The sequence below is a fragment of the Leifsonia virtsii genome, from assembly GCF_030433675.1.
In the GTDB taxonomy this organism is placed as follows: domain Bacteria; phylum Actinomycetota; class Actinomycetes; order Actinomycetales; family Microbacteriaceae; genus Leifsonia; species Leifsonia virtsii.
This window is the reverse complement of sequence record NZ_JAROCB010000005.1, coordinates 57,434-76,784: the sequence shown is the minus strand read 5'-3', so window position 1 is coordinate 76,784 and position 19,351 is coordinate 57,434. Positions and strand designations below refer to the sequence as shown.

19 protein-coding genes are annotated in these 19,351 nt (G+C 70.7%); 12 read left to right on the top strand and 7 right to left on the bottom strand.

The genetic code is table 11. From position 1 onward, the window contains the following. Positions 1-109 precede the first annotated feature (109 nt). A complete protein-coding gene (locus P5G59_RS17245; RefSeq protein ID WP_301220249.1) occupies positions 110-790 on the bottom strand; it encodes a response regulator in 681 nt (226 codons plus the stop codon). Next, positions 787-2,055 (bottom strand): sensor histidine kinase, encoded by a 1,269-nt coding sequence (locus P5G59_RS17240; protein ID WP_301220248.1) that lies wholly within the window; start codon positions 2,053-2,055, stop codon positions 787-789. The genes P5G59_RS17245 and P5G59_RS17240 overlap by 4 nt, the downstream gene beginning before the upstream one ends. Positions 2,056-2,201: 146 nt before the next feature. Between P5G59_RS17240 and P5G59_RS17235 the strand changes: the two genes are divergently transcribed. Further along, positions 2,202-3,599, top strand: coding sequence for a cation:dicarboxylate symporter family transporter (locus P5G59_RS17235; RefSeq protein WP_301220247.1), 1,398 nt, complete (start codon positions 2,202-2,204; stop codon positions 3,597-3,599). A 3-nt stretch (positions 3,600-3,602) separates the two neighbouring features. Here the strand turns inward: P5G59_RS17235 and P5G59_RS17230 are convergent, their stop codons facing one another. Further along, positions 3,603-4,208 carry a TetR/AcrR family transcriptional regulator gene (locus P5G59_RS17230; protein WP_301220246.1) on the bottom strand — a complete coding sequence of 202 codons (606 nt, stop codon included), beginning with the start codon at positions 4,206-4,208 and terminating at the stop codon, positions 3,603-3,605. Between the two features lie 99 nt (positions 4,209-4,307). On the opposite strand from P5G59_RS17230, the gene P5G59_RS17225 reads away from it, so the two are divergent. The 4 genes from P5G59_RS17225 (at position 4,308) to P5G59_RS17210 (ending at position 8,626) form a co-directional block, all read left to right on the top strand. Continuing rightward, on the top strand, positions 4,308-4,769 hold the full coding sequence (locus P5G59_RS17225; RefSeq protein ID WP_301220245.1) for a DUF6069 family protein: 462 nt from the start codon (positions 4,308-4,310) through the stop codon (positions 4,767-4,769). A 276-nt stretch (positions 4,770-5,045) separates the two neighbouring features. Then, positions 5,046-5,516 (top strand): MarR family winged helix-turn-helix transcriptional regulator, encoded by a 471-nt coding sequence (locus P5G59_RS17220; protein ID WP_301220244.1) that lies wholly within the window; start codon positions 5,046-5,048, stop codon positions 5,514-5,516. A 125-nt stretch (positions 5,517-5,641) separates the two neighbouring features. Further along, a complete protein-coding gene (locus P5G59_RS17215) occupies positions 5,642-7,942 on the top strand; it encodes a transglycosylase domain-containing protein (RefSeq protein ID WP_301220243.1) in 2,301 nt (766 codons plus the stop codon). A gap of 99 nt (positions 7,943-8,041) precedes the next feature. After that, on the top strand, positions 8,042-8,626 hold the full coding sequence (locus tag P5G59_RS17210; protein ID WP_175337641.1) for a TetR/AcrR family transcriptional regulator: 585 nt from the start codon (positions 8,042-8,044) through the stop codon (positions 8,624-8,626). A 3-nt stretch (positions 8,627-8,629) separates the two neighbouring features. Here the strand turns inward: P5G59_RS17210 and P5G59_RS17205 are convergent, their stop codons facing one another. From P5G59_RS17205 to P5G59_RS17190, 4 genes are all read right to left on the bottom strand, one after another. Then, a complete protein-coding gene (locus tag P5G59_RS17205) occupies positions 8,630-9,046 on the bottom strand; it encodes an SRPBCC family protein (protein WP_301220242.1) in 417 nt (138 codons plus the stop codon). A gap of 107 nt (positions 9,047-9,153) precedes the next feature. Then, complete coding sequence (locus P5G59_RS17200; protein WP_301220241.1) at positions 9,154-10,857, bottom strand: glycoside hydrolase family 13 protein; 1,704 nt, start codon at positions 10,855-10,857, stop codon at positions 9,154-9,156. 9 nt (positions 10,858-10,866) lie between these two features. After that, entirely contained in the window at positions 10,867-11,775 is a 909-nt protein-coding gene (locus P5G59_RS17195; RefSeq protein ID WP_301220240.1) for a Gfo/Idh/MocA family protein, read from the bottom strand. Beyond that, entirely contained in the window at positions 11,772-12,971 is a 1,200-nt protein-coding gene (locus tag P5G59_RS17190; RefSeq protein ID WP_301220239.1) for an ROK family transcriptional regulator, read from the bottom strand. The genes P5G59_RS17195 and P5G59_RS17190 overlap by 4 nt, the downstream gene beginning before the upstream one ends. 169 nt (positions 12,972-13,140) lie before the next feature. Between P5G59_RS17190 and P5G59_RS17185 the strand changes: the two genes are divergently transcribed. From P5G59_RS17185 to P5G59_RS17155, 7 genes are all read left to right on the top strand, one after another. Next, positions 13,141-13,893, top strand: coding sequence for an amino acid ABC transporter ATP-binding protein (locus tag P5G59_RS17185; protein ID WP_301220238.1), 753 nt, complete (start codon positions 13,141-13,143; stop codon positions 13,891-13,893). A 73-nt stretch (positions 13,894-13,966) separates the two neighbouring features. Beyond that, positions 13,967-14,905 carry a glutamate ABC transporter substrate-binding protein gene (locus P5G59_RS17180; protein ID WP_301220237.1) on the top strand — a complete coding sequence of 313 codons (939 nt, stop codon included), beginning with the start codon at positions 13,967-13,969 and terminating at the stop codon, positions 14,903-14,905. A gap of 100 nt (positions 14,906-15,005) precedes the next feature. Beyond that, positions 15,006-15,650 carry an amino acid ABC transporter permease gene (locus P5G59_RS17175; RefSeq protein WP_301220236.1) on the top strand — a complete coding sequence of 215 codons (645 nt, stop codon included), beginning with the start codon at positions 15,006-15,008 and terminating at the stop codon, positions 15,648-15,650. Beyond that, entirely contained in the window at positions 15,647-16,597 is a 951-nt protein-coding gene (locus P5G59_RS17170; RefSeq protein ID WP_301220235.1) for an amino acid ABC transporter permease, read from the top strand. The genes P5G59_RS17175 and P5G59_RS17170 overlap by 4 nt, the downstream gene beginning before the upstream one ends. Beyond that, entirely contained in the window at positions 16,590-17,606 is a 1,017-nt protein-coding gene (locus P5G59_RS17165; protein WP_301220234.1) for an asparaginase, read from the top strand. Before P5G59_RS17170 ends, P5G59_RS17165 begins: the two co-directional genes overlap by 8 nt. Beyond that, on the top strand, positions 17,603-18,364 hold the full coding sequence (locus tag P5G59_RS17160; protein ID WP_301220233.1) for a copper homeostasis protein CutC: 762 nt from the start codon (positions 17,603-17,605) through the stop codon (positions 18,362-18,364). The genes P5G59_RS17165 and P5G59_RS17160 overlap by 4 nt, the downstream gene beginning before the upstream one ends. Continuing rightward, positions 18,361-19,263 carry an ROK family protein gene (locus tag P5G59_RS17155; RefSeq protein ID WP_301220232.1) on the top strand — a complete coding sequence of 301 codons (903 nt, stop codon included), beginning with the start codon at positions 18,361-18,363 and terminating at the stop codon, positions 19,261-19,263. Before P5G59_RS17160 ends, P5G59_RS17155 begins: the two co-directional genes overlap by 4 nt. Positions 19,264-19,351 lie beyond the last annotated feature (88 nt).

The window sequence follows — 19,351 nt, the reverse complement described above, 5'->3', positions numbered from 1 at the left end:
GGGGTGCGATGGGGTCACACCCTCCAAGACGCATAGACCGAGCCGTCTATGACGTCGGGGGCGCGGAGACGTCCGGCCAGTCGTGGTCGGGACAGGAGACGGGCGGCGCTTACCGCCAGCGGTACTCCGTCTCGGGGCGCCCGGGTGCGCCGTACCGGGGTTCGCGGGTGAGGCGGCCGGCGTCGGCCAGGTACTCGAGGTAGCGGCGAGCGGCGACGCGCGACATCCCGAGCTGCGATGCCGCCTCGGCCGCCGACAGCGCGCCGCGCTCTCGCACGGTGTCCCGGATGCGGCCCAGCGTCTCCGGCGAGAGACCCTTCGGCAGCTGGGGCGCCGTCGCCGGGCGGCGGGCTCCGAGCAGCGCATCGATCTCGTCCTGCGTGGGGGCACCCGCCGCCTCCAGGGCGCGACGCCGGTACTCGCGGAACTGCTCGAGACGGTCGGCGAAGACCGCGAACGAGAACGGCTTGACCAGATACTGCACGACGCCGAGCGCGGCCATCTGGTGCACGACCTCTGCATCCCGCACGGCCGTGATGGCGATGACGTCGACGTCCGACCCGCGGGCGCGCAGGCGGCGCAGCACCTCCAGGCCGCTGGCGTCGGGCATGGTCATGTCGAGCAGCACCAGGTCGACGGGCTCGGCGGGCGGGCTCTCGAGCAGTGCCGTGAGCGCGGCGTGGGCACCGGCGCACTCGCCGACCACACGGAAGCCCTCGATGCGTTCGACGTAGCGGCGGTGCAGTTCGAGGGTGAGCGCCTCGTCGTCCACGATGAGGACGCCGATCACGGCGTCTCCCTTCCCGGCAGTTCGGCACGGAACCGGGTGGGCTCGGCGTCGAGGCGCAGAGTGCCGCCCGCCGCCTCCACGATCGCCTTGACGAGCGGGAGTCCCACGCCGCGGCCGGTTTCGTCCGCCGGCTTGGTGGAGAAGCCCGGCTCGAAGATGCGCTCACGCGTGCCCTGTGGGATGCCGTCGCCGCTGTCGGCGACCTCCACCACGACGCCGCCGGCGTCGCCGGGCGCCAGCGTGAATCGCACCCAGCGCGGTTCCGGCCCGGCGGCCGCCGCGTCGAGCGCGTTGTCGATCAGGTTGCCGACCACCGAGACGGCGTCCACCGCGCTGAGCGTCGTCCGTGGCGTCTCGGGGTCGAGCACGGCCTCCCACTCCACCCCGCGCTCAGCGGCCTGCGCCGCCTTGCCCAGCAGGAGCGCGCCGACGGTCGGATCGCCGGCCCGGGCGGCGGTGACCTGATCGACCAGCGCCTGGCTCTGCCGGGAGGTCTCCGTCAGCAGCTCGACGGCTTCGTCCGTGCGGCCGAGCTCGATCAGGGCGACGGCGGTGTGCATCCGGTTGCCGTGCTCGTGGTTCTGGGCGCGCAGCGCCTCCCCGAGCGTGCGGACCGACTCGTACGACGAGACCGCGTCGCGCACCTCGCGGGCGGGGAGGTCGCCCGTGACGCGCCGCGTGAGCCGTCGCACCACCAGCGCACCCACGACCCCGGCGGCCGTGACGGCCAGCGCGATCCCGATCGCGTACGGGAGCCGAGGCAGGAGGGTGCTGCCGATGCTCTCGACCGTGACGCCTGTCGAGACCCAGCCGACCACCCGGCCTCCGTCGAGCACGGGCACGATCGTCCGGACCGAGGGACCGAGCGTCCCGGTGAACTCCTCGGTGCGGGCGACGGGAGTGCCCGGGATGGTGCCGAGGTAGTGCCTGCCGATCTGACCGGGGTCGCGGTGGGTCACCCGGATTCCGTCGGCCGTCATGATCGTGATGAAGTCGACGCCGGCGCTCCGGGTGATGCGTTCCGTGACCGGCTGCAGCTCGGCGGTCGCCGCGCTCGGCCCCGACGTCAGCGCCGACCGCACCTCCGGGAGGTCGGCGAGCGTCTCCGAGACGGAGCGCGTCACACGTTCCGCCTCGACCCTGGCCGAGCGCTGGGCGTCGAGCACGAGCAGCACGGCTGTCAGCACGCCGGCGACGAGCACGACGGCGACCAGCACCGCGAACACCCGCGACGCCGCGCTGCGCATCACTCCCCGTCGAGCCATAGTCCTCCCAGCGTGCCAGAGAATCCCGGATGCGATCGCGACCAATACGACCGCAACCCCGACGGGAGCGCTCACCGCGGCCATGCTTGTGCGACCGCCCGCCGAAACCGGCGGGGACGAACAGCGACGTTCTCCTGGAGGCGACCATGTCACTCTCGACCCGCACCACATCCTTCCTGCTGCCCGGCTGGGGCAGCCGGCGCAAGCGGCGCCCCGACAAGCACGCCTGGCTCTACCTGTCGGTCATCGCCGCGGTCGTGCTGGGCGCGATCGTCGGCCTGGTCTGGCCGGAGGTCGGCGTGGCGCTCAAGCCGCTCGGCGAAGGGTTCGTGGCGCTCATCCACATGATGATCGCGCCGATCATCTTCTGCACGATCGTCGTCGGCGTCGGCTCCATCGCGAAGGCGGCCACCGTCGGCAAGGTCGGCGGGCTCGCGCTGGTCTACTTCCTGGTGATGTCGACCGTCGCGCTGGCGATCGGGCTCGTCGTGGGCAACCTCATCCACCCGGGCGAGGGCCTCAACATGACGGGTGCCACCTACAAGGCCACCGCCGAGGCGACCTCGACGTCGGAGTTCGTGCTCGGCATCATCCCGACGTCGTTCTTCTCCGCCTTCACCGGGGGCAGCGTGCTGCAGGTGCTGTTCATCGCGCTGCTCGTCGGCTTCGCCGTGCAGAAGATGGGGAGGACCGGCGAAGGCATCATGAACGCGGTGAAGCATCTGCAGTCGCTCGTGTTCCGCATCCTCGGCATGATCCTGTGGCTGGCGCCGGTCGGCGCCTTCGGCGCGATCGCAGCGGTCGTCGGCAACACCGGCATCGGCGCGATCTGGAGCCTGGGCCTGCTCATGGTCGCCTTCTACATCACCTGCTTCGTGTTCATCGCCGGTGTGCTCGGCCTGCTGCTCTACGCGGTCGCGCGAGTGAACATCTTCCGCCTCATCGGCTACCTCGGCCGCGAGTACCTGCTCATCGTCGGCACCTCCTCGTCGGAGTCGGCCCTCCCCCGCCTGATGGCGAAGCTGGAGCACCTCGGCGTCTCGAAGCCCGTGGTGGGCATCACCGTTCCCACCGGCTACTCGTTCAACCTCGACGGGACGGCGATCTACCTGACCATGGCGTCCCTGTTCATCGCCACCGGGATGGGGCAGCCGATGTCGATCCCGGAGCAGATCGGGCTCCTCGTCTTCATGATCATCGCGTCCAAGGGCGCGGCCGGTGTCACCGGAGCGGGCCTCGCGACGCTGGCCGGCGGCCTGCAGGCGTACCGGCCCGACCTCGTCAACGGCGTCGGCGTCATCGTCGGCATCGACCGCTTCATGTCGGAGGGCCGCGCGGTCACCAACTTCACCGGCAACGCCGTCGCGGCCGTGCTCATCGGGACCTGGACGCGCCAGTTCGATGCCGACCGTGCCCGCCGGGTGCTGCGCGGCGAGCTCGCCTTCGACGAGACCACGCTGAGCGCCGACACACACGGCGACGACGCCCCCGCTTCGGCGCCTGCCGCCGCCCAGGACGAGCTGCCGGCCGTGCCGACGCGCTAGGGATCAGAGCGGACGGTCAGGGACGGGCCGGCCGAGCGCGGGCAGGATCACGAAGTCGATCAGCTCACGCACGGCCGGCTCGTCCAGGTACTGCTTGCGCAGTACGACGCTGCCGAATGCCGCCGTCGGGACGATGCCGGCGATCAGCCCCACCGGCACGGCCGGAGACACGACGCCGCGTTCGATCCACCGCTCGATGATCGCGATCAACGCGCGGACCGGCGGCTGGCCGACGTCGCGGTACGCCGCTTCGTACAGGTTGGAGTCGGTGCCGATCGCCGTCAGGAGACTGGCGAGGATGCGACCGGCGCGGCCGTCGCCCCCGGCGAAGTGCATCGCCACCGCGACAAGGTCGTCGCGAAGAGAGCCGGTGTCGGGCATTTCCAGCTGCACCTGCGAGGCACGGACCGCCGCCACGACGAGGTCGACCTTCGTCTCCCAGCGGCGATAGATGGCGGACTTGCCGCAGTGCGCGCGCTCTGCCACGGCGGCGATCGTCGTCCCGCCGTAGCCGGCATCCATCAGCAGGTCCTGCGTTGCCTCAAGGATCCGACCCTCGAGCTCTTCGACGCGAGGGCGGCCGGACGGCCGGGCGACAGGGGAGGCCATGGCCCCATTGTACATTTCGGGAACAGGCAGTACCGTAAGTGCAATTACGGTACCGACCGGAACCGTATCCGTTCTCTCGCCGGATCTGAGGAGCACATCATGGTTTCCACCGCCGCCCCCACGGTCGCCCGCGTCCACCCGGCGCGCGCGGCCGTCGTCCTGGTCATCGCCACCATCGTCGCGATCGCACTCAATGCCCTGATCGCGGCGGCGGCCGTCGCCTTCGGGGCCTCTGCCTCGTACGGGCCGCTCACCGCCCCGGCCTACGCCTCGATGACGATCCTCGGGATCGCCGCCGGCTGGGCGGGCTGGCGTCTGATCTCGCGACGCTCGGCACACCCACGCCGGGCGCTGGCCATCACCGTCCCCGTCGCGCTCGCCCTGTCGTTCGCGCCCGACCTCCTCCTCGGGATCTTCCGCTTCATCCCGGGCACGACGACCGCCGCGGTGATCGCGCTCGCCCTCATGCACGTGGTCACCGCGGCCGTTGCCGTGCCGGCTTACGCCGTCGCCTCGCCACGACTCGAGGCCCCGGCTTCGGCTCCTCGAAAGTACGCATAGCGAATTCGCAGGAAAAATAACGGATTGGTAACTAGCGGTCGTTACCTCTTCGTTATACAGTTCAAGAGCAATGGTTGTTTGCTGTGGCAGCCATCGCGGAATGTGATTGCAGGACACTCTTGGTGCAAGGGAGAGGGCCGGCCGCTAGCCTCTGCGGCCGGCCCTCGATCTTTTCTCCCGGCGGTCACCCACATCCGGCCAGTGGTGGCACGGATGCTTCTCCCTGCTCATGATGAGAAGATGCGAATGCATCGAGCTTGTTAGAGGAGGACGGTCATGGCGGAGAACGCGGCGACGGAAGTGACGTCGCCCACGCGGGCCCGCATCAGCGCAGTGGCGGCCTGGGAGTCGCTGTTCCGGGCCCAGGTCGCGGTCATGAGGACGCTGGCGGCCGAGTTCCCGACGCGGGACATCTCCTTCAACGAGTACGACGTGCTGTTCAACCTCTCCCGCCAGCCCGACCGCTCGCTGCGGCTGCGCGAACTCAACAAGCACGTCCTGCTCACGCAACCGAGCGTCAGCCGGCTCGTGGACCGGCTCGTGGCGCAGGGGCTCGTGGCCAAGTGCCCGGAGCCGTCCGACGCGCGCGGCACGGTGATCCGGCTCACCGACACGGGGTTCGAGATGTTCCGGCAGGTCGCGGTCGATCACATGAAGACGATCACCGAGCGTGTCGGAGGCCGGCTCACGCCCGACGAACTGGAGACCCTCGCGCGGCTGTGCGAGAAGCTGCGCGACGACGTCTGAACGTGCCCACAGGCCCTCAGGCGTTCGCTCTCTCCACAACCTGAGTGTCGGCCTCGCGGATCGCTCGCCGGCGACGCGTAACATTGCCGCCACGGACGAATGGTCGTGAACGAGGGAGAAGACGCGTGAGATGGGGATGGGCGCCTGCGCTTGCCGGATTCGTGGCACTGAGCGGTGTGGCCGGCGTGCTCGCGGCTGCGGCGGTGACACCCGCCGTCGCACTGACGGGGAGTGCGGCCGACTCGACCATCAGCGTCTTCGACGGCCTGCCCGAGTACATCAAGGTGGAGCCGCTCGCGCAGGCCTCCACGATGTACGCGCTCAGCAACGGCCAGCAAGTCCCGATCGCCACCTTCTACTCGCAGAACCGCGTCGAGGTGGGCTGGGATGCGATCTCGCAGAACCTCAAAGACGCCGCGATCGCGACGGAGGACCCGCGGTTCTACGAGCACGGCGGCGTCGACGTCTCCGGGACGCTGCGCGGCGCGGTGCTGACGGCGCTGCACAAGTCGGTGCAGGGCGGATCGTCCATCACCCAGCAGTACGTGAAGAACATCCTCGTCCAGCGGTGTGAGAACAAGCAGCCCGACCCGACGGCGACCGACGCGGTGCAGAAGAAGCAGCTGGCGGTCTATGAAGCGTGCTACGACGACGCGACCAAGGTCGACCCCTCCCGCAAGCTCAAGGAGATGCGCTACGCGATCGGGCTCGAGAAGGAGTACTCGAAGAACGAGATCCTTCAGAGCTACCTGAACATCGCGCTGTTCGGCGGCCGCGTGTACGGCGTCCAGTCGGCGGCGGAGTACTACTTCGGGGTCGCGGCGAAGGATGTGAATCTGCAGCAGGCGGCGACCCTGATCGCCATCCTCAACAACCCGGACAACCTGCGGATCGACCGACCCGACAGCAAGGAGAACGGCGCGGCCAACGGGTACAAAGAGACCCTCGACCGGCGCAACTACGTGCTCGACCGGATGCTCACCAACGGCAAGATCACCAAGGAGGAGCACGACGCCGCGCGCGCCACGAAGGTGGAGCCGAAGATCACGCCGACGCAGAACGGCTGCATGACGGCCCAGCAGTACAACGCCGCGTTCTTCTGCGACTACGTCGAGCGCACCATCGAGCAGAGCTCGATCTTCGGCAAGACCGAGGACGACCGGACCAACTACCTCACCCGTGGCGGCCTCAAGATCTACACCACGCTCAACCTGGACCTCCAGAACCAGGCGCAGCAGGCGATCAGTGCCTACATCCCGCCGACCAGCCCGCGGCTCGACCTCGGGTCCTCGAACGTCTCCGTCGAGGTCGGGACCGGCCGCGTCGTGACCATGGTGCAGAACCGGCAATACGACAACACCGCGGCCCCGGCTCCCGGCACGACGGCCGTCAACTACAACACCGACTACGACTACGGCGGCTCGGAGGGCTTCCAGACCGGATCCGCCTACAAGGTGTTCGACCTGCTCGAGTGGCTGCAGGAGGGGCACTCGCTCTACCAGTCGGTTAACGGGACGCAGCACGTCTTCCCGCAGAACCAGTTCCACGCGAGCGATCCGTGCAACGACATCGGCGGCGCACCGTGGAACGTCTCCAACGACGAAGGCGAGTCCGTCACCTCCACAACGGTGATGAACGCGACGGCACAGTCCATCAACACGATCTTCGCGAAGATGGCGACCCAGCTCGACCTCTGCGGCATCAAGCAGCGCGCCCAGGACCTCCTGGTGCACGGAGCCGACGAGGCTCAGAACCCGTTCATGTCGAACCCCTCCGCCGTGCTCGGCACCAACTACATCGCCCCGCTGACGATGGCGACCGCCTACGCCGGGCTCGCCAACAACGGCGTCGCCTGCAGCCCGATCGCCATCGACAAGATCGTCGACGCGAACGGTGCGGAGCACGCCGTCCCGAAGTCCACCTGCTCCGCCACGCCGATCGACCCCCAGATCGCGGCGGCGGCGATCTACGCGCTTCAGGGTGTGTTGCGGGGCGGCGGCACGGCGGCTTCCGCCAACCCGGGCGACGGCGTGCCGATCTTCGGCAAGACCGGAACGACGGACAACTCGCTCGAGAACTGGCTGGTGACCTCCACCACGAAGGTCGCTCAGGCGACGTGGGTGGGCAACGTGCAGGGTCAGGTGGCACTGCGGAGCCAGAGCTTCCAGGGCATCGGCGGCGGCAACGTCAAGTTCGCCATCGCCAAGCGCATCCTGACCGCATTGAACGCGGCATATGGAGGCGCGGCCTTCCCGTCGCCGAACGCCAAGTACACGACGGCCCCCACGCCGCCCAAGCAGACCGGGCCGACGTCGCCCACCGCGCCGGCGCCTGGCACCGGTGGCGGCACGGGCCAGGGCGGCCAGGGCGGCGGACCGGGCCAGGGCGGCAATCAGGGAGGTCCGGCGAAGCCAGGGAAGCCGTGACCCCGGCCGCCGATCCGGACGGACCGGGCTCGGAATCGTCGGGTCCCTGCGCCACAGGTGTCTAGCCATCTGGCGCGATATTCGGACTAATGTTATGGCGTGGGACGAACGCCAGATCCGAACCGGAAGCCCGAGCTGCTCGGCCGCATCATGGACCATGTGGCGACCGAGCCGCTCTCCCGTATGACCTTCCGCAGCCTCGCCAGCGCGCTCGGGGTCAGCACCTACTCCTTCGTCTACCACTTCGGTTCCCGGCAGGAGATGATCGACGCCATCCTCGAGGAGGGCGTGCGCCAGCAGAGCGAGTCGCTCGTCGGCGTCGACGTGACCGCCTTCGACCGCGACCAGTTCCGCGACTGGTACAAGGAGGCGTTCCGCCACTCCCTGCGCGAGAACAACCGCACCGCCCTCCGCCTCCAGTTCGAGGCCGGCGCGCTCGAACCCATCGACCCCGACATCGGCAAGCGCATCACCACCGCATTCACCGGGTGGCGCGACACCGTGAAGTCGTGGCTCAAGAAGCAGGGCGTCGAAACCCGCCGCGCCGGCGTGCTCGCGCACTGGCTGGTCGACTCGGCCGCAGGCCTGCACTTCGGCTACCTGATGAGCGGCGACCGCACCGCGACGGTGCACGCGTTCGACGTCTTCCTCGACGCCTTCCTGCGCGAGGCCTTCGGCGACTGACGGCTACCGAGCCGCCGCCTCCCGCTCCGCCACCGTCTTCACCCCGCGGAGCATCTGCGCCCAGTTGGCCTGCGAATGCTCCGCCGCCTCGCGCGTCGGGTTGTTGTCCTGATCCAGCGTCACCCGCGTGCCACCGTCGATCTCGTCGAGCTCGAACCGGAGCGAGTGGTAGTTCTCCGGCACATCCGGCAGGCCGCTCAACGGGCTGAAGTGGGTCAGGACGATCCGCCACGGCTCCTGCAGATCCTCGAGTTCGACGATCCGGCCATGATCCTCGAACGTCCTGCCCTCGTACTCGCCGCTCCACGTGATCGCGGACCCGAGCCTCCACTCGGACTCGACCCGTGCCCCGAACAGGATCTCCGGCCGCGACCCGTTGCTCGTGAGCACGTCCCAGACGATCCGCCGCGGCGCAGCCACGTCCACTTCCGCTCGCGCTACGAAATTGCCCATGGTCCCTCCCGTCCGTGCCGCCCATCACACACCCGCAGGCGGCGGCGCACAAGGAGCCGGTCGAGCCGGTCGGCTCAGCCGCGCGCGAAGACCACGGCCTCCCACGGTCGCAGCACGCCGTCCGCGACGCCTGTCGCGGCACCGAGGTTGGTGAGCACGGGCTCGGCGCCTGCCCAGCCGGTCAGCTCCGCCGGGTCGAACGACGCAGGCGAGCCGGTCAGGTTCGCCAGTACGAGCAGAGACGCACCGTCGAGCGAACGCGTGTACGCGAACACCTGCGGGTGGTCGGCGAGCACGAGCCGGTAGTCGCCGCGGGCGACGACGTCCGACCGGTGCCGCAGGTCGATCAGCGCCCGGTAATGCGCGAACACGGAGTCGGGATCCGCGACCTCGGCGTCGGCGTTGATGGTCGCGGCGTTCGGGTTGGCCGCGATCCACGGGATGCCGCTGGTGAAGCCCGCATTCGGGCCGGCGGTCCACTGCATCGGCGTCCTGGCGTTGTCGCGGCTGGTCCGGCGCAGCGCCGAAAGCACCTCCTCCGCCGGCTCACCGAGGATGTCGACCGCCTCGGCGTAGTGGTTGAGCGACTCGATGTCGCGGAAGTCCCCGATCGTCTCGAACGGCACATTCGTCATCCCGAGCTCCTCGCCCTGGTAGACGTACGGCGTCCCGCGCATCAGGTGCAGGACGGTGCCGAGCGCCTTCGCGGACGCCACCCGGTGCTCGCCGTCGTCGCCGAACCGGCTGACCACCCGCGGCTGATCGTGGTTGTTCCAGTAGAGGCTGTTCCAGCCGACGCCGGCGAGGCCCTCCTGCCACGAGCTCAGGTTGCGCTTCAGGTCGAGCACGCTCGCGGGCCGGTGGTCCCACTTGCCGCCGGGGCCGTGGTCGAGGTCGACGTGCTCGAACTGGAACACCATGTCGACCTCGGCGTTGGCCGGGTCGGTGAACCGCCGCGCCTCCGCGATGGTCACCCCGGGCATCTCCCCCACCGTCAGGTAGCGGTCGCCGCGGCCGGTGAACACCCGCTGGTGCATCTCGTGCAGGAACTCGTGGATGCGCGGGCCATCGACGAAGTAGGGGGACGCGTCGCCGAACAGGCCCCCCTCCGGGACCTCGCCGTCCGGCAGGTCGGTGACCTTGGAGATGAAGTTGATGACGTCCATCCGGAAGCCGTCGACACCGCGGTCGAGCCACCAGTTCATCATCTCGTAGACGGCCGCGCGCACCTCCGGGTTCTCCCAGTTGAGGTCCGGCTGCTTGCGGGAGAACAGGTGGAGGTAGTACTCGCCGGTCTGCGGGTCGAGCTGCCACGCGGGGCCGGAGAAGAAGGAGCCCCAGTTGTTGGGTTCGGCGCCCTGCTCGCCGGGGCGGTGGCCCTCGCGGGCCGGACGCCACCAGTACCAGTCGCGCTTCGGGTTGTCGGTGGAGGAGGCCGACTCGATGAACCAGGGGTGCTCGTCGGAGGTGTGGTTCACCACGAGGTCCATGACGAGCTTCATGCCGCGCGCGTGCAGGCCCTCCAGCAGCTCGTCGAAGTCCTCGAAGGTGCCGAACAGCGGGTCGATCGCGCGGTAGTCGCTGATGTCGTAGCCGTTGTCGTCGTGCGGCGAGGCGTAGATCGGCGAGAGCCAGACCACGTCGACGCCGAGGGTCTTCAGGTAGTCGAGGTGCTGGATGATGCCCCGCAGGTCGCCGATGCCGTCGCCGTCGCTGTCCGCGAAGCTCCGCGGATACACCTGGTACACGACCGCCGACTGCCACCACTTGTCGTTCACGGGGCCACCCTACCCGCCGAGCTCGACGCGCCGTCCCGTCCGCGCGGACTCTCGTGCGGCGAGGGCCACCCGGAGCGCATCGACCGCCGCCGCGACGGGGGCGCGCTCGGGCGGGACGCCGCCGTCGACGCAGGAGAGGAAGTAGCGGGCCTGCTCGGCGAAGGCGTCCCCTGCGTCCGGCTGCGCCGCATCCATTCCGGCATCGCCCACCACCTCGAGACCGGTGGTGAACGGCTGCCCCTCCGGAAGGTCGGAGACGCTGAGCACCTGAGCGACACCGCCGCCGGCGTACTCGACGGTGGTCGCCGTCGGCACTCCGAAACCCGCACCGCCGGCCGGGACACTGGTCACCGCGACCGCGCGGCCCAGGTACGCGTTCGCCTGATCGAGGTCGTGGATGGCAAAGTCGACGAGCATCCCGCCCGACCGCTCCTCGTCGTCCAGCCAGTCGTAGCCGACCGGTCTCGCCGACACCCGGGACGCCCGCACGAGCCGAGGCCGCCCGACCGAGCCGGCGGCGACGCGCGACGCGAGCGCGGCGTAGCCGGGGAAGAACCGGACGACGTGCGCCACCATGAGCGCGCCCGGCGCCCGGGCGGCGACCTCGGCCACCCGCTGCGCGTCGGCAAGGGTCAGCGCGATCGGCTTCTCGAGCAGGACGCTGCGGCCGGCTTCCAGTGCCCGGATCGCGAGCTCCGCGTGCGAGGGCGTCGGCGTGCAGACGGAGACGATCGTGACCGCCGGGTCTGAGAGCGCCTCGGCGAGGTCGGTGGCCCAGCGGGCGGCGGGCGCGGCGGGGAGCTCCGGCCGGGTCCGCGGCGACACCGCCCAGAGCACCGGCACACCGTTGGCAGCCCAAGCCTGCGAGTGGGCGCGGCCCATCCGGCCCGCTCCGACGACGGCGACCCCGTGGCTCATCGCACGACGAGGTCGACGGCGGCCGGGTCGAAGACGGAGTCGAGGATGAGCCGGCCGGCGCCGCGGATGCCCGCGTGCTCCTTCGCGACGCTCACCGCGATGTCGAGCTGGTCGGTGATCATCGGCAGGCAGTCCGAGTAGATCGCCGAGCGCACGCCGGCGACGAAGGCGTCCGCCTCGCCGAGGATGCCGCCGAGCACCAGACGCTGCGGGTTGAAGAAGTTCATGATGGTGGCGAGCACGCCACCGGTGCGGAGGCCCGCCTCGCGCAGCTCCTGCGTGGCGCGCGGGTGGGCGTCGCGGGCGAGGGCCAGCACGTCGCGCGTGTCGGTCACGTCCACCCCGGAGGCGCGCAGCGACTGCACGATGGCAGCGCCGCCGGCGACGGCGTCCAGGCACCCGATCCGCCCGCACGAGCACAGCACGGCGGGGGCGCCGGGGACGGTGACGTGGCTGATGTCGCCGGCCATGCCGTGGTGGCCGTGGTAGACGCCGCCGAAGGCGACGATGCCGCAGCCGATGCTCGAACCGGCCTTGACGAAGACGAGTTCGCCGACGTCGGCGCCGAGGCTGTCGTACTCGCCGAGGGCCATGAGGTTGGCGTCGTTGTCGGCGGCGGCGGGCAGACCGGTGATGCGGCTCAGCTCGGCCGCCACATCCACCCCGTTCCAGCCCGGCATGCGCGAGGGCGACACCATGCGGCCGGTGTTCGAGTCGACCGGACCGGGCAGCCCGACGCCGAAGCCGCGGAGCGTCTGCCCCGGCTGGGCGTGCTCGGCGGTCAGCTCGGCGGCGACCTCGGCGATCCAGCGGAGGATCGCGGCGGGGCCGGCGGAGATGTCGGTCTGCTCCGTGCGTGAGGCGATGAGGTGTCCGCCGAGGTCGATGAGCCCGAAGGTCGCGTGGTGCGAGCCCAGGTCGGCGGCGCAGACGACGCCGGTGGACGCATCCACCTCGAGGGCGCGCGGGCGGCGCCCGCCCTGCGAGACGCCGGCGCCGGCCTCGCGCAGGTAGCCGGCGGCGATCAGGGAGTCGACGCGCTGCGAGACGGTGGAGGGCGAGAGCCCCGTGCTGCGGGCGATGTCGGCGCGCGATCGGGAGCGGCCGGACCGCACCAGGTCCAGGATGCCGCCGGGCGTTCCATGCCCGGCGTGCGTGGGCGCGACCTCCATCGTGCTCGGCCCTGTCGTACTCACCACTGCCGCGTCCCCTCGACTCGCGGAGGTCGGGTGTGCCTCCGCTGCGTTGAAGAATACTGTACCGACTTCGTTCGATTTCGCATTAACTAATTTTGATATTGCGATAAACGGCAGACACTTAGTACGCTCATCGAAACCTGCCCGAAGACGATGCGAGGAACCTCCGATGACAGCAGTGGACGCCCGGCCGATGGTGAGCCTGCGCGCGGTCGACAAGCACTTCGGCGACCTCCACGTGCTCCAGAACATCGACCTGGATGTCGCCGAGCGCGAGGTCGTGGTGGTGGTCGGGCCGTCCGGCTCCGGCAAGTCGACGCTCTGCCGCTCGATCAACCGGCTCGAGACGATCGACTCCGGCGAGATCCGCGTCGACGGCGAGCTGCTGCCGGAGGAGGGCGCCCCGCTCGCCAAGCTGCGCGCCGAGGTCGGGATGGTGTTCCAGTCCTTCAACCTGTTCGCGCACCGCACCATCCTCGACAACGTCACGCTCGCGCCACTCAAGGTGCGCAAGCTCGGCAAGGATGCCGCCCGGGCACAGGCGATGGAGCTGCTGGAGCGCGTCGGCATCGCCGACAAGGCGCACAGCCACCCCGCGCAGCTCTCCGGCGGCCAGCAGCAGCGCGCCGCCATCGCGCGGGCGCTCGCCATGCAGCCCAAGGTGATGCTGTTCGACGAGCCCACCAGCGCCCTCGACCCCGAGATGGTCGGCGAGGTGCTGGATGTCATGACCTCGCTCGCCAAGGAGGGCATGACCATGATCGTGGTCACCCACGAGATGGGCTTCGCCCGCCGAGCCGCCGATCGCGTGGTCTTCATGGACCGCGGCCAGATCGTCGAGCAGGCCCCGCCCGCACAGTTCTTCGACTCGCCTGCCACCGCGCGGGCGCAGTCGTTCCTGGCCTCCGTGCTCTCGCACTGAAACCCGCACGCACGAGGCCGCGCACCACCTGCTCCACATCACACCCCCCTCCAATCAGAAAGGGATGCATCCCATGACCCGCAGCATCCGCAAGAAGGGCGTCTTCGCCGGCGTCGTGCTCGCGGCCGTGACGCTCGCCGTCACCGCCTGCTCCGGCAACACGGCGCTGCCCGGCAGCGACGCCAGCTCCACCGCGTCCGGAGACTCCGTGCTCGCCGGCGCGCCGGTCGCGAAGGCCGACCTGATCCTCTCCGGCTCGACCATGGAGAAGATCAAGAAGCGCGGCAAGCTCATCGTCGCCGAGGCGCTCGACGCCCCGCTGCTCTCGCAGCAGGACCCGACCGACCCCAGCAAGGTGACCGGCTTCGACGCGGAGCTGGCCAAGCTGCTCGCCACCTACATCATCGGCAAGCCGAATGTGGAGATCGTCCCGCCGGCGTCGGAGACCCGCGAGGCGATGCTGCAGAACGACACGGTGGACGTCGTCTTCAACACGTACACGATCACCGAGGAGCGCGCCAAGCAGGTCGACTTCGCCGGCCCGTACTTCGAGTCGGGCCTCGCTGTCGCCGTGAAGAGCGACAACAAGGACATCAAGAGCTACAAGGACCTCGACGGCAAGAACGTGATCGTCGGCGCCAACACGCCGGCCGTCACCGAGGTGCCGAAGATCGCCCCGAAGGCGACCGTCACTGCGTTCGGCACCGACCCGGCCGCCGTGCAGGCGCTCATCCAGGGCCGCGGCGACGCGTACGTCCAGGACTACACGCTGCTGGCCAGCGACGCCGCCAGCGAGAAGCAGATCAAGGTGGTCGGGCAGCCCTTCACGAAGGAGCCCTACGGCATCGGCCTGAAGCACGGCGACGACGACTTCAAGAAGTTCGTCAACGAGTGGCTGAAGACCATCCAGAAGGACGGCCAGTGGGGCAAGGCGTGGAAGACCACGCTCGGCACCGTGACCGACTCCTCCGTTCCGACGCCGCCCGAGATCGGCTCGGTCCCCGGCTCCTGACAGACCGGCCGGATGCGCGTGTGAGGCAGCCCCCCGTGCCCGCGCGCATCCGGCCACCCCATCCGGCCACCCCTGACCGCCACCGCTGGACGAGAGAACGATGAACCCCCTGATCGACAACCTGGGACCGCTGCTCCAGGCACTCGGCACCACGCTGCTGATGGCCGTGGTGGCCGGCGTCGGCTCCATCATCCTCGGCGTGCTGGTCACCATCGCCCGGGTGAGCCCGATCCCGGTGCTCCGCGCCGCCGCGTTCCTCTACGTCCAGTTCTTCATCAACGTCCCGCTGCTGGCGCTCCTGCTCCTCGCGGTCTTCGCGCTCCCGGATGCCGGGCTGCTGCTGCCGCTGACCCCGACCGCGATCATCGTGCTCACCGTCTACGAGGCTGCGTACGTGGCCGAAGCCGTGCGCTCCGGCGTCAACACCGTCCCGGTCGGGCAGGTGGAGGCGTCCCGCGCCCTGGGCCTCACCCTCTGGCAGTCGCTTCGGTACGTCGTCGTGCCGCAGGCGCTGCGGGCCGTCGTCCAGCCGATCGGCAATGTGATGATCGCGCTCGCGATGAACACGGCCCTCGCCGCGGCCGTCGGCGTGGTCGAGCTCACCGCCGAGGTCAACAAGATCAACCTCGTCGCGGCGCAGCCCATCCTGATCTTCTCCAGCGCAGGACTCCTCTACATGGCCATCGCCCTTGCCATCGGCCTCGCCGCCGGCTGGGTGGAGCGGAAGGTGGCGATCGCCCGATGACCGTGCAGCTCATCCCGGACCGGCCGGCGCCGATGCGCGCCAAGCGCGCGAAGCGCCGCTACGACGCCGCCTTCATCTACGACGTGCCCGGCCCGCGCGGCCGGCGCAACATCCTGATCGGGTCGATCGTCAGCGTCGCGATCTTCGCGGCCGTCGTGGGCCTCGGACTCTGGCAGTTCGCCGCCCACGGTCAGCTCGACCCTGCGCGCTGGGCCCCGTTCACCGAGTGGGCGATCTGGCAGTACCTGCTCGTCGGCCTGCTCGGGACGCTGGAAGCGGCCGCGATCGTGGCGGTGCTGGGCGCCGCGCTCGGCGTGCTGCTCGCCCTCGGGCGGGTCAGCCACGTGAAGTGGGTGCGTTTCCTCTGCGGGCTCTACATCGAGATCGCCCGCACCGTCCCGGTGCTGCTGGTCATCTACCTGATGCTGTTCGGCCTGCCGCAGATCGGGATCAACCTGCCGACGCTGTGGAAGCTCGTCGTGCCGCTGACGATCGCCAACGCGGCCGTCTTCGCCGAGATCGTCCGCGCCGGCATCCTGAGCCTCCCGCGCGGCCAGCGCGAGGCGGCGCTCAGCCTCGGGATGCGCCCGGCGCAGGCGATGACGTACGTGGTGCTCCCGCAGGCGGTGCGGAACGTGACGCCGTCGCTCGTAACCCAGTTCGTCAGCCTCCTGAAGGACACCTCGCTCGGCTACATCGTCGCGTTCACCGAGCTGCTGTACCGCGGCCAGGTGCTCGCCTCGTACCTGCACCTGCTCATCCCGACCTACGTCGCCGTCACGGTGATCTACCTGATCGTCAACGGCAGCCTCTCGGCCTTCGCCTCTCGCCTGCAGCGCGGGTCGCGCCGCCGCACGACGGCCCCGCCGACCCTCCCCTCCCTTCCCGCCGTCGCGGCCGCAGCGCACGCGGACGACGCCGACACCACGAAAGCCGACCATGCCTGACGCCGTCACCGTGACCGTTCCGACCGCCGGAGCCGCCGTCCCGCTCGCCGAGCTGGCGGTGGTGCGCCGCTCCGGGCTGATCGAGAGCCGGCACTTCGGCAGCCTGGTCGCGCTCGACCCGTCGGGGGCGACCCTGCTCGAGCTCGGCGACGCGGACGCCGTCGTGCTGCCCCGCAGCACCGTGAAGCCGCTGCAGGCGCTCGGCTGCCTGACCGCCGGTGCGCCGCTCGAAGGGCCGGAGCTCGCGATCGCCGCGGGCAGCCACACCGGCGAGGACGAGCACGTGCACGTGGTGCGGTCCTTGCTGGAACGCGCCGGCCTCGGCGACGACGCCCTCGGCTGCCCGGTCGACCGGCCGGAGGACGAGGCGACCTTCGAGCGGATGCTGCGCGACGGCGAGGGCCGCGCGCGCGTGCGGATGAACTGCTCCGGCAAGCACGCCGCGATGCTGCTCGCCGCGGCGACCAACGGCTGGCCGACCGAGGGCTACCTGGACCCTGGCCACCCCCTCCAGCGGCACCTCCGCGACGTCATGGCCGAGGTCACCGGCGTGCCGGTCGGCCATGACGCGATCGACGGCTGCGGTGCACCGCTCTTCGGCACGACCGTGCGCGGGATCGCGCGCGCCTTCGGCCGGCTGGTGCAGGCCGAGCCCGGAACGCCCGAGCGCACCGTCGCGGACGCCATGCGCGAGCACCCCTACTACGTCGGCGGTTCCGGCCACCAGAACACGACCCTCATGGAGACGGTCCCCGGGGCTCTCGCCAAGGGCGGCGCGGAGGGCGTCATCGGCGTCGCGGCGGCCGACGGCACCGCGGTCGCGATGAAGATCGTGGACGGCAGCCCGCGCGCGACCACGCTGATCGCCCTCCGCGTGCTGGAGACGCTCGGCGCCCCCATCGCGGACGCACGCGCGCTGGTCGACCTCCCGGTGCTCGGCGGCGGCCGCCCGGTGGGCTCGATCGAGCTCGGCGCCGACCTGACCGCCGCGCTCGGACGCCTCGCGTGACCGCCGTCGAGATCTGCCTCGACGACCTCGCCGGGGTACGGATCGCCGAGCAGGAGGGCGCCGACCGGGTCGAGCTGTGCGCAGCGCTCGCGGAGGGCGGCATCACGCCGTCGATCGGGACGGTCGCGGCGGCGCTCCGGATGGCGAGCAGCATCGGCATCCAGGTGCTCGTGCGGCAGCGGCCCGGCGACTTCGTGTACGACGAGGACGAGCTGCAGGCGATGGTCGACGACATCCACTCGATGCGGGCCCTGCCCAACCCCGCGGGCGTCCAGCTCGGCTTCGTGATCGGTGCACTGCGTGCCGACGGACGGATCAACGTGGATGCGACCCGCCGCCTGGTCGCGGCGTGCGGCGACGCGCCGGTGACGTTCCACAAGGCGTTCGACCAGCTGGCGGACCACGCGGAAGGGCTGGAGCAGCTCGCCTCGCTCGGCGTCGCGCGGGTGCTCACGTCCGCGGGCGCCCCGACCGTGCTGGAGGCCGCAGACGATCTCGCGCGGCTGGTCGAGCTCGCGGGCGATCGCATCGGGATCCTGGCGGGCGGCGGCGTGCGCCCCGCGAATGTGGTGGAGGTGCTGGAGCGCACCGGTGTGCGCGAGGTGCACCTGCGCGCGCAGCACGCGGTGCCGTCGGCGGCCGCGGCGGCCGGGACGCCCACCGCCTACGACCCGGGGACGCGCGAGGTGACCTCCGCGGAGGTCGTGCGCTCGGTCGTCTCCGCTGTGCGCGGCACGGCGGAAGGGCGCGACGCATGAGCGGCCTCCCTGTCGTCCTCGCCGTCGACCTCGGCGGGACCGGGATGAAGGGCGCCGTCGTGGCAGAGGACGGAGCAACCGTCGCCGAGTCGACGCTGGCGACGCCGTCGGACGGCATCCTGACCGCCCTCGTGGCGATGCTGGCGGAGCTGCGCCGGACCGCCGCCGACGCCGGCCACGAGGTGGTGGGCGCGGGGGTCGCGACACCGGGCATGCTCGACGAGCAGCGCGGGCTGGTGCACTACGCGTCGAATCTCGGCTGGCGCGACGTCCCACTGCTCGACATCCTGCGCTCGGAGCTGAAGCTGCCCGTCGCCGTCGGACACGACGTCCGCGCAGCGGGGCTCGCCGAGCGCAGCACGGGAGCCGCCCGCGGCTTCGGCGACTTCGCCCTCGTGCCGATCGGCACCGGCGTGGCCGCCGCCCTCGTCTCGTCCGGCGGCGCCGTCACCGGCGCGACCGGCGCCGCCGGCGAGTTCGGGCACATCCCGGTCGTCCCGGGCGGCGAGCCGTGCACCTGCGGTCAGCGCGGCTGCCTCGAGGTGTACATGTCCGGCGCCGGGGTCGCGCGGCGGTACCGCGCCGCCGGCGGCGAAGCGCTGAGCACGCGCAGGATCGTGGACCGGCTGGGCCACGACCCTCTCGCCGACCGCATCTGGTCGGAGGCGCTGGACGTGCTCGCTCAGGGCCTCAACATCCTGACCCTGCTGCTCGACCCCGGGCTGATCGTGCTCGGCGGCGGCGTCTCGCACGCGGGCGACGCGCTGTTCGGCCCGCTCGGCGACCGGATGTCGGACGGCCTCGCCTGGCGCGAGCGCCCGCCGGTCGTGCAGAGCGCGCTCGGCGGCGACGCCGGCCGCGCGGGCGCAGCCCTGCTCGCCTTCGCCGCCGCCCGCTGACGCGCCCGCGCGCGCATCCATGGGGCGCAACACGCCGTATACCCGCGCGCAAAACGGCGTGTTGCGTCCCATGGAAAAACGCCCGGGC

Coding starts and splice junctions, on each gene's coding strand:
- P5G59_RS17170 (WP_301220235.1), top strand. CDS start 15,647: ATGACCGTGCAGCTCATCCCGGACCGGCCGGCGCCGATGCGCGCCAAG.
- P5G59_RS17235 (WP_301220247.1), top strand. CDS start 2,202: ATGTCACTCTCGACCCGCACCACATCCTTCCTGCTGCCCGGCTGGGGC.
- P5G59_RS17175 (WP_301220236.1), top strand. CDS start 15,006: ATGAACCCCCTGATCGACAACCTGGGACCGCTGCTCCAGGCACTCGGC.
- P5G59_RS17155 (WP_301220232.1), top strand. CDS start 18,361: ATGAGCGGCCTCCCTGTCGTCCTCGCCGTCGACCTCGGCGGGACCGGG.
- P5G59_RS17185 (WP_301220238.1), top strand. CDS start 13,141: ATGACAGCAGTGGACGCCCGGCCGATGGTGAGCCTGCGCGCGGTCGAC.
- P5G59_RS17220 (WP_301220244.1), top strand. CDS start 5,046: ATGGCGGAGAACGCGGCGACGGAAGTGACGTCGCCCACGCGGGCCCGC.
- P5G59_RS17225 (WP_301220245.1), top strand. CDS start 4,308: ATGGTTTCCACCGCCGCCCCCACGGTCGCCCGCGTCCACCCGGCGCGC.
- P5G59_RS17180 (WP_301220237.1), top strand. CDS start 13,967: ATGACCCGCAGCATCCGCAAGAAGGGCGTCTTCGCCGGCGTCGTGCTC.
- P5G59_RS17240 (WP_301220248.1), bottom strand. CDS start 2,055: ATGGCTCGACGGGGAGTGATGCGCAGCGCGGCGTCGCGGGTGTTCGCG.
- P5G59_RS17165 (WP_301220234.1), top strand. CDS start 16,590: ATGCCTGACGCCGTCACCGTGACCGTTCCGACCGCCGGAGCCGCCGTC.
- P5G59_RS17195 (WP_301220240.1), bottom strand. CDS start 11,775: ATGAGCCACGGGGTCGCCGTCGTCGGAGCGGGCCGGATGGGCCGCGCC.
- P5G59_RS17230 (WP_301220246.1), bottom strand. CDS start 4,208: ATGGCCTCCCCTGTCGCCCGGCCGTCCGGCCGCCCTCGCGTCGAAGAG.